Genomic DNA, 13,436 nt, shown 5'->3' with positions numbered 1-13,436 from the left:
TTATATAATTTATGTACAATACGTCAATACTAACTTTAAGAATATTGAAAAAAGATAAAGCAGTTTTCATTATAATTGCTTCCATAATCTGCGGATTATTAGTATTAATACAAGAAAAATTGTCGTTAGTAATTCCATTAATCATCCTTATTGGAATTTGTTTAATTAAAAAACCTCTTCTTTCATTATTAATTTTCTTCATTTTTGGGCCTTTAATTTGGTCAATTTCTGATGCATTGTACATACCAATAAGTATCATGAGAATAAATACCCCCGTGATTGTATGTGGGGTGATTGTAGTTTTTTATTCAAGGTACTTATTTTTCCCGATTGAGATTAAAGCCGTCAGAATTTTGAGGAATATTTCATTAATTTTTATGGCTTCTTGCATACCTGCAATTTTCTGGTCTAGAAGTATGATCAGTGGTGTGGGTCAATATATCCGTATCATCAGCCCTTTGATCATTCTTTTTTCAATGTATCAACTTGTACGCTCTCAAAGACACATTGAAATCACATTGAAATATATGAGTTTAGTCACCATTGCAACGTTAACAACGATGGGATTAAGCCTTTTTCAAGGTGTACCAACGGTAGTATTAAGTGGAATTCAGCGAATTACTGGAAGTGGATTATTTGTGCAACAATTCGCGAAATTCGTTGCTCTGAATATTGAAATACTGCTCTTATATTTCACCACAATTAAGAGGAAGCTAACTTTACCATTATCTATTGGGCTTTCATCACTTTCTATAATTCTATTCCTGACTTATCATCGCACCTCATGGTTGATCCTATTTATTTCAATAATAATGGGCGCAATACTTTTCAGGAAAGAAAGGTTATATTGGGTGATTCTATTTGGCGGTTCTATAGCCGCTATCATTTTCCATGATGAATTAATAAACATCATTTTACGGTTTATAACCCCCTCATCTTTAGAGGACATAAACCGAATTTCAAGTAGCAGGTTCCTACTCTATACACTCTATCTTCGTGAATTTGCGAACGCCGATCCTATTCACTGGTTGTTTGGTATGGGTTATGGGGACCCAAATCAAATTACAGACACAGTTATTGGAACTTATCTTCCTCCTCATAACGATTATATTGCTTATCTTGTTGAAGCAGGAATTATCACACTAATTCTTTATTTTGCAATTCTTATTTCAGTAACAATTTATTCGTTAAAAAACAATCAAAGTGAGAATCCTCAAATCAAGTCATTGTCCCGCCACACAACGATCATAGTGACATTGATGTTATTAGCTGGAATTCCAGGTGCATTTTATGGGAATGTTATGAGCAGCTGGTACTTATTTGCGCTTATCGGTGTGTTTTTTGCGGGGGTTAGAATTAGAAAAGCACAACACTTCGAAGACAAAGCATGAATATTACACACCAAATTCTCCTAAATAAGAAAAGAATAAGATTTGAGAGAATTCAAAAATTATTCAATTATTTAATACCTAGTTACCCAAAATACTTTATCAGGTCTTGGTATTTACACAGGTTTAAAAAACCTGTTAACTTAAACTCACCAGTAACATTTAACGAAAAAATCCAATGGTTGAAACTATATGGAGGTTATGATAGATATTCTCAATTTGTAGATAAGCTTGCGGTAAAAGAATTTGTAAAAAAAACTGTTGGCTCACATTACACAATTGAAAATAAACAATATATTGATGTTAACCAAGGAATAATTCTTTCTAACTTGCCGGATCATTTTGTAATAAAACCCACCCATACAAGCGGAGATGTTTTCATATGCCGAGAAAAATCCTTGGTTAATTCAGAGCAGTTGAAGCAATTAATAAATACATGGTATGAATTGGACTATTATTTCCAATGGTTCGAATGTGTGTATAAAAATTTAAGGCCAGGAGTGATTGTAGAAGAATTTTTAGATGATGGAAATGGAGATTTACGAGACTTTAAATTTTATTGCTTCGATGGAAGAGTTGAATACATTCATGTGGATTTGGATCGTTTTCACAGGCATTCAAGAAATGTATATTCCCGAGATTGGGAATTGCAGACATTCTCATATGAATATCCGTACTCGGGGATCAATATCCCTGCTCCAGAAAAGCTGGATGAAATGATAAATGTTGCTGAAACATTGTCAAAGGGTTTTCCATTCCTACGTGTGGATCTTTATTATTTACAAAACAAAAAGATTAAATTTGGTGAATTAACTTTCTTTCCAGGTGCTGGTTTTGAACGTTTCTATCCGGCAATTTGGGACACGAAATTTGGCGAAATGCTACATATATAATGAAAATTCTTCTCGCAAATTATAGATATTTTGTGTCTAGCGGTCCAGAGCGTTATCTTTTCAACATATCTGAGATCCTTGAAAAGAGAGGACATACAGTAATCCCCTTTTCAATCCGCTATTCAAAGAACCAAAATTCTTCATATTCCAAATATTTCCTGGACCCTATCGGTACTGAAGACCAGGTATATTTCAGAGAACACTCAAACCAACTTTCCACAAATTTCCGGGCAATGAAAAGATTGTTTTTTGACCCTGAAGTTGAAAGAAGGACCACGCTTTTGATAGAGGAATCACAACCTGATGTTGCGTATATTTTAAAGTATTTGCGAAAAATCTCCCCTGCCATTTTGGTGGCTTTGAAAAAGAAAAAAATTCCCATTGTGGTGCGTCTTTCAGATTATGAAATGGCCTGTCCCGGTTTACATTTTCTTAGAGACGACAAACCATGCGAGCTGTGCCTGAAAAAATCCAGATGGCAGAGCGTTATTCATAAGTGTGTTCAAAATAGCACCTTCCTGTCATTAATGAATTTTTCGGCGACTCAATTTCATTCTCTAATGGGGTACTTTAATTTAGTTGATACTTTTGTGGTTACCAATCATTTTATGAAAAATAAAATGATTGAAGCGGGAATTGATGAATCGAGATTGAAAATTATTCCTACATACACAAAACCGGTTACTCATGAATATATCAAAAAAGAAGAGTTAATTATTTGCTACGTTGGCAGGCTTGATAGGCCAAAAGGAGTTCATATTCTAATTGAGGCGTTAAATATAATTCGCCAAGATCATCCTGATCATTTGCCCGTTTGCTACATTGCTGGTGAAGGAACTCCTGAGTATACAAATCTCCTCAAGCTCTCGGCAGAAAAATACGGATTGCAAGATCATGTATTATTTTTAGGGCAAATAAGCAAGTCGGAAATTAATAAATTGATGCAATCATCAATCTGTACCATCATCCCGTCCTTGTGGTATGAGAATTTACCGAATTCACTTTTAGAAAGTTATGCAAATGGAACACCTGTGATAGCTGCAAATATTGGATCTCTTCCTGAGTTCGTTATGCAAAATGAGACTGGTTTGTTATTCAATCCAGCAGACTCAAAAGACCTGGCACTGAAGATCTTAAGTATCATGAAATTTGATCGTCAAAAATTTTCGAAAAATTGCATTTCTTACACGAATAAAAATTCTGAAGAGCTACACGTACTTCAATTAGAAGAATTATTCTTAAGTTTGCTGACAAGCTGAAGCTTAAATCAAAAGGGGAAAAATGAAATTCGGAATTGTAAGAAAAACCATTCACCATGTGGTACAGAAAAATATGGGTGAAATGCGAAGAGGGAAATACCAGTCTGTGCTTCAAGAACTTCAAGCTGGAGCAACAGTAGTAGATATTGGTGTTTGGTGCAAAATGCCAGAGCCAAACGTAAATGAAAACTGGTTGGAAAAGCAAGCTCCCGGTTCAGGAAAATTAATTGCAGTTGGGCTGGACAGTATGCAAGCTTTTCAGAAAAAATACCCCGAGGTTATTTGTGTTCAAGCGAATGGCATGGCGCTTCCCTTCAAAGATGGCGCAGTCGATATTGCCATTTCCAACGCCGTCTTGGAACATGTTCCCATGGAAGGACATAAGGATTTTGTTTTTGAAATAACAAGGATAGTAAAGCGAGTTGCGATATTTGCTGTTCCTGACCGTGCTTTTCCAGTTGAAGTTCACAGTAGGATTCCATTTCTTCACTGGTTGCCCAATTGGAGAGAAGTCTTTCGACTAGTCGGGGAAAAAAATTGGGCCTCTAAAGAATACCTTGCCACAATATTTACGATTCGTAGTCTGAAAAATTTGATTTATAGTGTTAGGCCCAAAAAGACTTGGCAAATTAAAAGGCAAAAGTTTTTTGGTTGGCCGGTTTCACTGATTGCTGCTTTCAGTCCACAAAAACAGTCAGAATAAAACAACTATGAAAATCGCCATGTTTGGTGTAAAAGGCGTCCCGGTGCCTGCCGGGGCTGAATATGTCGTGGAAGAAGTTGGCAGCCGTCTGGCCGCGCGCGGTCACGAGGTGGTGGTGTATGTGCGCCCGCACTACACACCCCGCGAGCAGCATGAGTATCGCGGCATGCGCCTGGTGCATTTGCCGTCCATTCCTTCCAAAAACTTCGATGCCATCACGCATAGTTTCAACGCGGCAATGGCCGTGCCAGGCGAGAAGCCGGATGTGGTGCATATTCACTCCACTGGCAATTCAATTTTCGCCCTTCCGCTGCGCGCGCGCGGGCTGTCCACCGTGGTCACCAGCCACGGCCTCGACTGGCAGCGAGCTAAATGGGGCCGGTTGGCTAAAGCCTACCTGCGCTTCACCGATTTCACCACCGCGCGCTTTCCCAACGCCGCTACCGCGGTCAGCCAGAAAATGCAGCATTACTATCAGGATCATTTCGGCCGTTCGGTGAAATACATTCCAAACGGGGTGAAACCGGTTGAGCGGGTTGAGCCAGATGAAATCCACAGACTGGGCCTGTGGGGTGATGATTACATTCTTTTTGCCGCCCGCCTGGTACCGGAGAAATGCGCTCACCATCTCATTGAGGCGTATTGCCGGATTCCCTACCCGACCAAGAAACTGGTCATCGCCGGTGATGGCAGCTATGGCGATCTTTACGCCGAAAAGCTGAAACAATCTGCCTGCGATAGAATTATTTTCCCCGGCTTTGTTCGTGGTCGGTTGCTTGAAGAACTGTTAAGCAATGCCTATCTCTATGTCCTTCCGTCTGAAATTGAGGGCCTTTCCACCGGTCTGCTGGATGCCATGAACTACGAGAATTGCGTTTTGGTCAGCGATATTGAGGAAAATCTTGAAGTTATCGCTGATGCTGGCTTTTCATTTAGGACCAATTCAGTGGATGACCTTTCCGCCAAATTGACACAACTCATGTTGGATGAACCACTTGTGCGCGAATACCGTCGCAAAGCCGGGCAGTCTGTCCGCGCCCGATATGATTGGGAAAAAGTCACCGATCAGTACCTCGAAATCTATTCCTCATTAGCGCTGTCAATGGCGGGATGAAATGTCCACAAAATCGCGGTTTAATTTGTCCGCTTTTTGGCGGCGGCAGTGTCCGCCAGGATTTTTTAACATTTACTTCAGACAGGTTGCCAAAATAGTATGAGTTGTGTTGTGATACACTGAGAATACCTGCGCGGAGGATAGGGCAACGCTGGAGAGCGACCTGAGCACCGTGCCAGGTGGCCATACGGCTGGGCAGAGAGCACTGGCTTTCTGCCCTTTTCTGATAGCAATCCAGCCGGAGGCCGTCGAAAGCGATAAACTCATCTTTAAGGCAACAACAGCCCTTCATCATCACGTAGTCACCTCCTGTTCCTCTGATGCAATCAGGTTTGTTCGACCCAATAAGCCTGCTTTGCGTTTTTCCTTCAATCGATAGCTTTCTCCCTTTATGTTGAGGGTGGTTGAGTAATGTAAAAGGCGGTCCAGAATGGCTGTGGCCAGAACAGGATCGTTAAAGATCTCTCCCCAATCCAGAAAACTTTTATTGGATGTGATGATAAGACTGGCACGTTCATAACGACGAACCACCAGGCGGAAGAATAGGCTGGCTTCAAGATTGGAAAGAGGCAAATAGCCAATTTCATCGATGATTAACACCTTGGGGTAAACAAGCTGTTGAAGACTGCGCTCGAGGCGGTTTTCATGGAAAGCTTTAGCCAAGCGGACCATTAATTCTTCGAGTGTCAAGAAAAGGACTGAATACCCAGCTTCCACGGCTTTTACTCCCAACCCAATCGCCAAGTGCGTTTTTCCTACCCCTGGCGGCCCCAGAATAATCACGTTATGGGCGCGCTCAACGAAGCTCATTCCGGCCAATTCACGCAGCTGTCGCCGATCTAATGATGGCTGAAAGTCAAAATCGAATTGATCAAGCGTTTTTAGCCAGGGGAAGCGTGCCTGCCGCAAGCGAGCTTCAATACCTCGTTGATAACGTCCCTGCCACTCAGTTTCCAGTGCCTGTGCCAGAAAGGCTTTATAGTCCAATTGCGCTTTTGCGGCTTGTTCACAAACTGCATCAATCTGAGCCTCGAGGTGGTCCATTCGCAGCTTTTCAAGAAGTCGATCCAGTTCCATCACACCACCTCCTCATAGGCTTCCAGCGAGCGCTGTTCAACTTTGACAGCTTCCCACAATTCTCGGTGGTGGCTCATGACGGTACTCCATCCCGCCTGCTTACTTCGCAGGAGATGCTGAGCTACCAGTGTCTCTGCCTGAAAAACGCGCAGGTTTCCATCCAGACCAATTCGTACTGCCACCCCCTGTCCTACCAGTTCCGCCGGTACGCTATAGCGATTGCCGCGCACGTCTATGTAGCCATCCCAAGCCACCCGCCGGAATTCATAGTATGATGTGTCGTACCGCAAGGATGGCAATGGCTTTAGAGCTGGTTTTTCGCGTTGGAAGCGCTCTGCCACTACCTCTTTGACCGTTCCCTGTACTCTCTGATCGGCTTCTTGAGCAAGCCATAACTCCGCTAGTTGATTGAGGTGTGCCCAACTTTCAAATGCGCGGTAACGAACAAAGAAGTTGCCCTTGATATATCCTACCATTCTCTCGTCTTTCCCCTTTGTTCGCGCACGATAGGGTTTGCACGCTTTCGGCGTGAGACCATAATGATCAGCCATATCGAGAAACCGAGCGTTGAAATACGGCTTTCCATTCGCGGGGTGTTCTAACACGGTCGCTTTTTGGTTGTCAACCAGGACTTCTTCCGTTGTTCCACCAAAATACTCAAGGCTGCGAATAATGCCTTCATAAGTGTGCTCAGAATCCTGGCTGTTAGTACACCAGAAATGAAACCGCCGAGAATAGCTCAGTTCGTTCACACAGAAATAGACCTTTGTCGGTTGATTGGCTATTTGTACAATAACTTCACCCCAATCGCTCTGCATTTGTTGTCCAGGTGTGGTTTCAAAACGCACTGTTGCTCGACTGGCTCGTAATGGACGTTTCGGCTGGATGTATTCACGCAGGATAGTGTAACCACCAACATAGCCCTCGTTCTGGATCTCTCGCAAGATGACTTGCGCGTTCCAAACCCCTTCTGACAGGAGACGATCTACAGTCTGCTTATACGCATCCAGCTTGCTGCGTGCCCTCTTTCGTTCTCTTGGCGGTGGCCCACCCCGCTTGAGTGCTCTTCGTACTGTGCGTGAACTGACTCCTAATCCATCCGCAATGTCTTTTAGATACAACCCCTTTTGTTTCAATAGGTCGATCATTCGGTAGTCCTCCTTTCTCAGCATGATGTACCTCCTGCTTTTTCTTATTAAGGTACATCCTTCGCCGCCAAAAAGTGGACATTTTATTCCGCTATTTTATGGACTTATATCACCGACACTGACAAGCGCACCAGAAAAAACCCTGACCCTGCCCCACAATCGATCGTCTCGTATCGATTCGGATCTTTACCCGAATCGCTGTTTGCATTTCAATCTGTTCTTCTAAGGGGGAAGACACCATGCAGCAAACCCGCGCCGAATACCATCTCATACTTACCCACGCCCGCCCCGCCGACTGTGCCAGCTTCTACGCCTGTCACGCGCGCGCCATCATGAGCCTCAGCCTGATTCTCTCCGACGCGCTCATGCTCACCGCCGCCGCCCTGGCCGCCCTGCTGGTCCGCCGCCTGGCACTCGGTCCGCTCGATTCGGGCCTGCAGCACTGGCTGCCGCCCTACATCGCCGTCTATTTGCTGGTCTACGCCGCGCGCCGCCTCTACCCCGCCGTCGGCCTCGGCCTCATCGCCGAGTTTCGCAGCCTCACCCTCACCACCACCCTCGTCACGCTCATCCTGGCTTCGCTGTCCTTCCTCACCCGCACCACCAGCGGGCTTTCGCGGCTCATCTTCGTCCTTACCTGGTTTGCCAGCCTGGCCTTCGTCCCCGCCGGGCGGGTGTTCACCCGCACCCTGCTGGCCCGCCTGGGTTGGTGGGGCGAACCGGCCGCCATCATCGGCCCCTACCAGCAAGCCCTGCGCGCCGCCGAACGCTATCGCGCCAGCCCCAAGATCGGCCTGCGCCCCGCGTTGATCTTCACCCCCCTCGACCCCTCCTCCCCGCCCGACGACGACCTGCCCGTCTATGCCCTGCGGGACATGCACCGCGTCCCGCAGCTCGCCCACATCCACACCGCCCTCATTCTTTACCAATCGCTGGAGGAACTGCCCCAACTGCGCGAGCGCTACCAGGATACCTTCCAGCGCGTCATTCTCATCCGCGATGGCGACAATGGGCTCAATCTGTGCGGCATGTCTGTGCGCGAATACGGCGGGCTGCTCAGCTTTGAGATTCACCACAATCTGCTCGACCGCGCCGCGCAGACCGAAAAGCGCCTCATCGACCTGCTCGGCTCTGGTCTCGGACTCATCCTCATCTCGCCCCTGCTGGCCCTGGTGGCCCTGCTGATCAAGATCACCTCGCCCGGCCCGGTCTTCTACCGCCAGCAGCGGTTGGGCAAAGATGGCCGCGTCATCCAGATGCTCAAGTTTCGCACCATGCACGTCAACGCCGACCAGGTGCTCAAGTCTTTTCTGGAAAACAACCCGCACATGCGCGAAGAATGGGACCGCTACCAGAAACTGCGCGGCGATCCGCGCATCACCCCCATTGGCGGCTGTCTGCGGCGCTTCTCGATCGACGAGCTGCCGCAGCTGTGGAACGTGCTCACCGGCGAGATGAGCCTGGTGGGTCCGCGCCCGATTATGCTCAACCAGGCCGGAATCTACGGCCCCACGCTCAAGCACTACCAGCGCGTGCTGCCCGGCATGACCGGTCTGTGGCAGATCTCCGGGCGCAACCAGGCCACCTTTTCGCAGCGCGCCACCTTCGACCATCACTATGTCATGAACTGGTCCGTCTGGCTGGATATTTACATCCTCGCCAAAACCGTCTTCGTCGTCCTCAAACACGACGGAGCTTGCTAGCCTATCGCCTTCACCCTCAAAGGAGCGACCCTTATGAAAACCTTCCTCAAGTTTGTGATCCCCACGCTCATCCTGGCTGTCCTGGTTGTCGGCATCATCGCCGTGCCGCGCATTTACCGCGCCCCGCTTGGCGAGCCGCTGGCCCTCGTCCAAAACGAGCAGCCGCTGCCGGAGCCAACCGTCCTCATGGCCGACCAGCAGCCCCAACAAACCGGCCCCACCGCCGTCCCCACCGCCACACCCCCCGGAACCTGCGGGCGCACCGGCGCGATCAATCTGTTGATGCTGGGCGTCGACGCCTCCATTGGCGTGCCCCCCCACGGCGCAGACGCCATTCGCCTCGTCCGGGTGGATTTTGACAACGCCAAAGTAACCTCCATGGCCTTCTCGCGCGATCTCGAAGTTACCCTCGAAGATGGTGAAACCCTAAATCTCTGCCAGTTCTTCAAGCACGCGTGCGAATGCACCAACGGCGATCCGCGCATCAAAACGACCAACGCCTCCTGCAAAGTCGCCCAGCTCATGCTCGACACTTACGGGCTGCAGCCCGACCACTACTTCACCATCACCCTCGACGAGTTCATCCCCATGATCGACCTGATCGGCGGCATCGACGTGCGCAACCCCGAAGTCTTCACCAACGAGCGTGGCACCACCTTCCAGGAGGGTGTGCTCCACCTCGACGGCAAAGCCTCAGCCGATTTCCTTCGCTCACTTCAGCCCGGCGGAGACCCCGCACGCATCCTCCGCCAGAACCTTGTCCTCGATGCTCTGCGCAGCAAGCTCCTCACCTTCGACGTCCTCACCAAAATCCCCGAACTTTACGCCCACTTTGAACAGCTTATCGTCACCGATCTCAGCCCAGAGGAAATCGCCCAGCTCTCCTGTATGCTCAAAGAAGTCTCCCCCGAAGCCATCACCGTCTACGAGATGGACAAAGACCAGCAAATCATGGACAGCAAAGGCGTTCGTTACCCCTACACCGGCGACATCAAAGCCTATCTGCAGGAGCTCTTCACCCACTAATCCGCCCGACAAGTAGGGCGCATCGCCATCCACCGAACTTTCCTCGAAGATCCTCATATCCCCATGCCTGCGTGCAGGCGCACAAGCAGCGAACCAACCGGCTCGCTGCTTTGTGTGTTAATTTGGTTTGTGCTTATTTCTTGCGAAAGAACAGGTACAGGTAAATAGCCACCGCCGCCGCCCCCGCGTCGATCAGCACGTCCAGTGCCCGTCCGCTGCGGTTGGGCGTAAAATGCTGGTGGAACTCATCTGTTACGGCGTAGGCGGCGCAGATCAGCAGGGCGGGCCAGAAGCCGGCGCGTCCGCTCAGTGCCAGCGCGCGGGCGGCAGCCGCCCCCAGCAGGGCGTACCCGATCACATGGCCCACCTTGTACCAGTCGATTACCATTTGGGGCAGCGCCTCAATCGGCGCGCTCTCGGTGGTTCCCACCAGGCCAACCAGCACGGCTTCTGCCTTCTCTCCGGGCAGCGAAGAAAAGGCAAAGATCGCGGCCATCACCAGGAGAACGGGTCCCCAGCGATTGAGAATGGTCTGCCATTTGCGCATATCGGTGAAATCGCACAGCTTAAACGGCGGATGCCGCACACTATTTGAGGGATGAAGGCTGACAGGAATATTTTACATCAAGTGTGCGACATGGACCGCTGAGCCCGGATCTTTCTTTGGGACTCTCCTTCGAGGTGGACCCTCTGGGCGTTGTGAACCAGGCGGTCAAGGATTGCGTCTGCAAGGGTCGGATCTGGGATACGCACATGCCAATCAGCTACTGGCACCTGGCTGGCAATCAGCGTCGCTGAGTGGCCAAAGCGGTCATCCAGAACTTCCAAGATATCTTGGGCATTTTGGACGGAAATTGGATCACGCATCCAATCATCCAGAACAAGCAGGTTGGTTTTCGCTAGAGAACGCATCAAATGGGTGAGCGAACCATCCTGCCGGGCAATGGTAAGGGCATGCAGTAAGCGGGAAGTACGGTGGTAACGCACAGAGAAGCCCTGGCGAGCGGCAGCAACGCCGTAGGCTGTGGCTAAAAAGGATTTTCCGGAGCCGGTGGAACCAAAGATCAAAATATTCTGGCGACTGGTAATCCAGGTACATTGTCCCAGTTCGAGGATGAAGCGCCTGTCCAGTCCACGGCCTGGTGAAAAATCGAGATCTTCGAGGGCGGCTTGCATTGGGAAACCAGCGATGCGTATGTTGCGTTTGACACGGTTTTCTTGTCTCTGGCTGCATTCCGCATCCACCAGCAAGGCGGTCCTCAAAGGATAGGTCGGAATATTGGGGGTTGGACTGCTGCTCCCGCAGTGCAGTACGAAAGGCGGATAGGCGCAGTTCGTGCAGCTGGTCGTCAAGGGTCTGAAAGCTCATGGTGGCTCCTTTACTGGTAGTAAGAGCTGCCACGCACATTTTCGTGTGCAGGCAGGACGGTATCGGTCGTCTGGCTAGTCAGGCGTTCGAGTTCGGATTTGAGATCGCGGTAGGATAAGAGTTTGGCCGTCAACAAGTCCTGGCAGGCGGTCTCAACTTGCGGGCGGGTATAGCGGCGAGCCAGGTCGAGGATGCCCAGGCAGGAACGGTAGGCGTGCTGCGGGTACTGGCGGGATTTGAGCATAGCGGAGAAGTAAGCGCTCGTGTGTGGGCCGATATTTTCCGCTTCCTTCAGGAGCCAGTCTGCTCCCATCCCAGAAACAAACTGGTGGTTGGCGGGCATATGTTCAGAACGGGTGGTAAAGCGACCCTGCACCTGGCTGCGCGGATGTACGGCAACCTGCTGCCCCTTGTGGAAAACGGCAATCAGGCGCTCGGTGGCACGAATGCGTACTTCCCGACGTACCAGTGTGTAAGGGACACTGTAATAATGCCCTTCAAACGCAACGTGGTAGTCAATATTCACCTTCGCAGTTTTCCAGGCAGCATATTCGTAAGGATGCACTGGTAGCGGGCGTAAGGCGGGTTGGTCCAGTTCCTCGAATAATTCTTTCCTGGATTTTCCCAGGTGCTGCATTTCCTTCTGGTTGAGCGCTTGAAGCAGTGGTGTAATAGCTCGGTTAGCTTCTCCGACACTGAAGAAAGTGCGGTTTCGGAGCGGCGCCAACACCCAGCGCTCCACATTTTGGACACCATTTTCTACATGCGCTTTGTCGCGGGGTTTTCTCACTCGCGCAGGCAGGACCGCCACATGGTAATACTCGGCCAATTCCTGGTAGCTGGGGTTAAGCTCCGGTTCGTAGCGGTTTGGCGTTTTCACCCCTGACTTGAGATTGTCGGGACAAATGGTTTGGGGAATGCCACCGAAGAAGCTGAATGCGCGCACGTGCCCACCCAACCAATATTGAAGTTCCTGCGATGGTTGGATTTCGGCGTACGTGTAACTGCTGGCAGGCAGGGTTGCCACAAAGACCACGGCCCGGCTGATCTCTCCAGTTTCTGGGTTGGTAATAGCAACCATCATCCCGGCGTAGTCCACCTGCATCTCCTCACCGGCCTTGTGTGGTAGGCGCATTGTGTTGGTGTGGGCTTTGTTCCAGCGCTGATAATACACTCGAAACTGGGTGAAACCATACCCGTCGGGATGCTTTTCACGGTATTCCTGCCAGAGCAGCGTCAGGGTCACCCCACGCTTAGACAGCTCACGGTGAACTTCCTCCCAATTTGGCATAGGACGCTCGGTTTCGCGTCTAGAGAGGCTTTCTTCGGGATACAACCGGCGGTAGAGTTCTTCGTCACTAAGACCTTCCGGCAATGGCCAGCTCAGCCCAGCCTTCTTAGCTCGTTCCAGGTACTCCCCCACGGTGCTATTGGACACCTGACTGGCTCGCGCTGCGGCGCGGTTGGACAACCCTGCTTCGAAATGTAATCGAATGACTTCACGTATTTTTCTCACTGGCAATCTCTCTTGGGGCATTTTGTCCTCCTCTATGTTGAAGAGACAGAATACCCGATTTTGGGATTGTCAGCGCTTCGTTTCCCCCAGCCGAGTGTGCGACATGCACCGTTTAAGGTGTGCGGCTTGCTCCGTTTAACCTGTGCGGCTTGGACCGTTTAAGGTGTTCACCTTCCACCGTTTTTTGCAGCCATTTGGGTGCGTGCAAGATAACCTCCCCCCATCAAATCTTCCGGAATT

Annotated in this window: 12 protein-coding genes; 7 read left to right on the top strand and 5 right to left on the bottom strand. The window is 49.4% G+C overall.

All coding sequences use genetic code 11. The annotated features are described in order from the left end of the window. The first annotated feature begins 44 nt into the window (after positions 1-44). From ADN00_RS09405 to ADN00_RS09385, 5 genes are read left to right on the top strand one after another with little or no spacing between them, the layout of a single operon-like run. Positions 45-1,391 (top strand): O-antigen ligase family protein, encoded by a 1,347-nt coding sequence (locus tag ADN00_RS09405; RefSeq protein ID WP_160317504.1) that lies wholly within the window; start codon positions 45-47, stop codon positions 1,389-1,391. Next, positions 1,388-2,281, top strand: coding sequence for an ATP-grasp fold amidoligase family protein (locus tag ADN00_RS09400; RefSeq protein WP_075062715.1), 894 nt, complete (start codon positions 1,388-1,390; stop codon positions 2,279-2,281). Before ADN00_RS09405 ends, ADN00_RS09400 begins: the two co-directional genes overlap by 4 nt. Next, positions 2,281-3,540: a glycosyltransferase family 4 protein gene (locus tag ADN00_RS09395; protein WP_075062714.1), complete on the top strand. Its 1,260-nt coding sequence runs from the start codon at positions 2,281-2,283 to the stop codon at positions 3,538-3,540. The genes ADN00_RS09400 and ADN00_RS09395 overlap by 1 nt, the downstream gene beginning before the upstream one ends. Before the next feature lie 22 nt (positions 3,541-3,562). Further along, positions 3,563-4,243: a class I SAM-dependent methyltransferase gene (locus tag ADN00_RS09390; protein ID WP_075062713.1), complete on the top strand. Its 681-nt coding sequence runs from the start codon at positions 3,563-3,565 to the stop codon at positions 4,241-4,243. 19 nt (positions 4,244-4,262) lie between these two features. Further along, on the top strand, positions 4,263-5,357 hold the full coding sequence (locus ADN00_RS09385) for a glycosyltransferase family 4 protein (RefSeq protein ID WP_160317503.1): 1,095 nt from the start codon (positions 4,263-4,265) through the stop codon (positions 5,355-5,357). Positions 5,358-5,651: 294 nt separating this feature from the next. Here ADN00_RS09385 and istB (ADN00_RS09380) read toward each other — a convergent pair whose 3' ends face one another. Then, positions 5,652-6,437 carry an IS21-like element helper ATPase IstB gene (istB, locus tag ADN00_RS09380; RefSeq protein ID WP_075062711.1) on the bottom strand — a complete coding sequence of 262 codons (786 nt, stop codon included), beginning with the start codon at positions 6,435-6,437 and terminating at the stop codon, positions 5,652-5,654. Continuing rightward, on the bottom strand, positions 6,434-7,606 hold the full coding sequence (istA, locus tag ADN00_RS09375) for an IS21 family transposase (RefSeq protein WP_075062710.1): 1,173 nt from the start codon (positions 7,604-7,606) through the stop codon (positions 6,434-6,436). The genes istB (ADN00_RS09380) and istA (ADN00_RS09375) overlap by 4 nt, the downstream gene beginning before the upstream one ends. Positions 7,607-7,821: 215 nt before the next feature. Here istA (ADN00_RS09375) and wbaP point away from each other — a divergent pair, with 215 nt between their 5' ends. Together wbaP and ADN00_RS09365 are read left to right on the top strand one after the other, a co-directional pair. Then, positions 7,822-9,285 (top strand): undecaprenyl-phosphate galactose phosphotransferase WbaP, encoded by a 1,464-nt coding sequence (wbaP, locus tag ADN00_RS09370; protein ID WP_082390020.1) that lies wholly within the window; start codon positions 7,822-7,824, stop codon positions 9,283-9,285. Between the two features lie 33 nt (positions 9,286-9,318). After that, positions 9,319-10,311: an LCP family protein gene (locus ADN00_RS09365; protein WP_075062709.1), complete on the top strand. Its 993-nt coding sequence runs from the start codon at positions 9,319-9,321 to the stop codon at positions 10,309-10,311. A gap of 133 nt (positions 10,312-10,444) precedes the next feature. Here the strand turns inward: ADN00_RS09365 and ADN00_RS09360 are convergent, their stop codons facing one another. From ADN00_RS09360 to istA (ADN00_RS09350), 3 genes are all read right to left on the bottom strand, one after another. Further along, on the bottom strand, positions 10,445-10,858 hold the full coding sequence (locus tag ADN00_RS09360; RefSeq protein WP_152966312.1) for a VanZ family protein: 414 nt from the start codon (positions 10,856-10,858) through the stop codon (positions 10,445-10,447). A gap of 77 nt (positions 10,859-10,935) precedes the next feature. Continuing rightward, positions 10,936-11,556 (bottom strand): IS21-like element helper ATPase IstB, encoded by a 621-nt coding sequence (gene istB, locus ADN00_RS09355; RefSeq protein WP_236691502.1) that lies wholly within the window; start codon positions 11,554-11,556, stop codon positions 10,936-10,938. 134 nt (positions 11,557-11,690) lie between these two features. Continuing rightward, entirely contained in the window at positions 11,691-13,196 is a 1,506-nt protein-coding gene (gene istA, locus ADN00_RS09350; protein WP_152966317.1) for an IS21 family transposase, read from the bottom strand. Between the last annotated feature and the right edge of the window lie 240 nt (positions 13,197-13,436).

This window comes from Ornatilinea apprima (assembly GCF_001306115.1).
GTDB classification, from domain to species: Bacteria; Chloroflexota; Anaerolineae; order Anaerolineales; family Anaerolineaceae; genus Ornatilinea; species Ornatilinea apprima.
This window is presented reverse-complemented; position numbering and strand designations above follow the sequence as displayed.

Excerpts from the sequence above, each read along its gene's own strand:
- ADN00_RS09400 (WP_075062715.1), top strand. The coding sequence starts at position 1,388 with ATGAATATTACACACCAAATTCTCCTAAATAAGAAAAGAATAAGATTT.
- ADN00_RS09395 (WP_075062714.1), top strand. The coding sequence starts at position 2,281 with ATGAAAATTCTTCTCGCAAATTATAGATATTTTGTGTCTAGCGGTCCA.
- ADN00_RS09390 (WP_075062713.1), top strand. The coding sequence starts at position 3,563 with ATGAAATTCGGAATTGTAAGAAAAACCATTCACCATGTGGTACAGAAA.
- ADN00_RS09385 (WP_160317503.1), top strand. The coding sequence starts at position 4,263 with ATGTTTGGTGTAAAAGGCGTCCCGGTGCCTGCCGGGGCTGAATATGTC.
- istA (WP_075062710.1), bottom strand. The coding sequence starts at position 7,606 with ATGCTGAGAAAGGAGGACTACCGAATGATCGACCTATTGAAACAAAAG.
- wbaP (WP_082390020.1), top strand. The coding sequence starts at position 7,822 with ATGCAGCAAACCCGCGCCGAATACCATCTCATACTTACCCACGCCCGC.
- ADN00_RS09365 (WP_075062709.1), top strand. The coding sequence starts at position 9,319 with ATGAAAACCTTCCTCAAGTTTGTGATCCCCACGCTCATCCTGGCTGTC.
- ADN00_RS09360 (WP_152966312.1), bottom strand. The coding sequence starts at position 10,858 with ATGCGCAAATGGCAGACCATTCTCAATCGCTGGGGACCCGTTCTCCTG.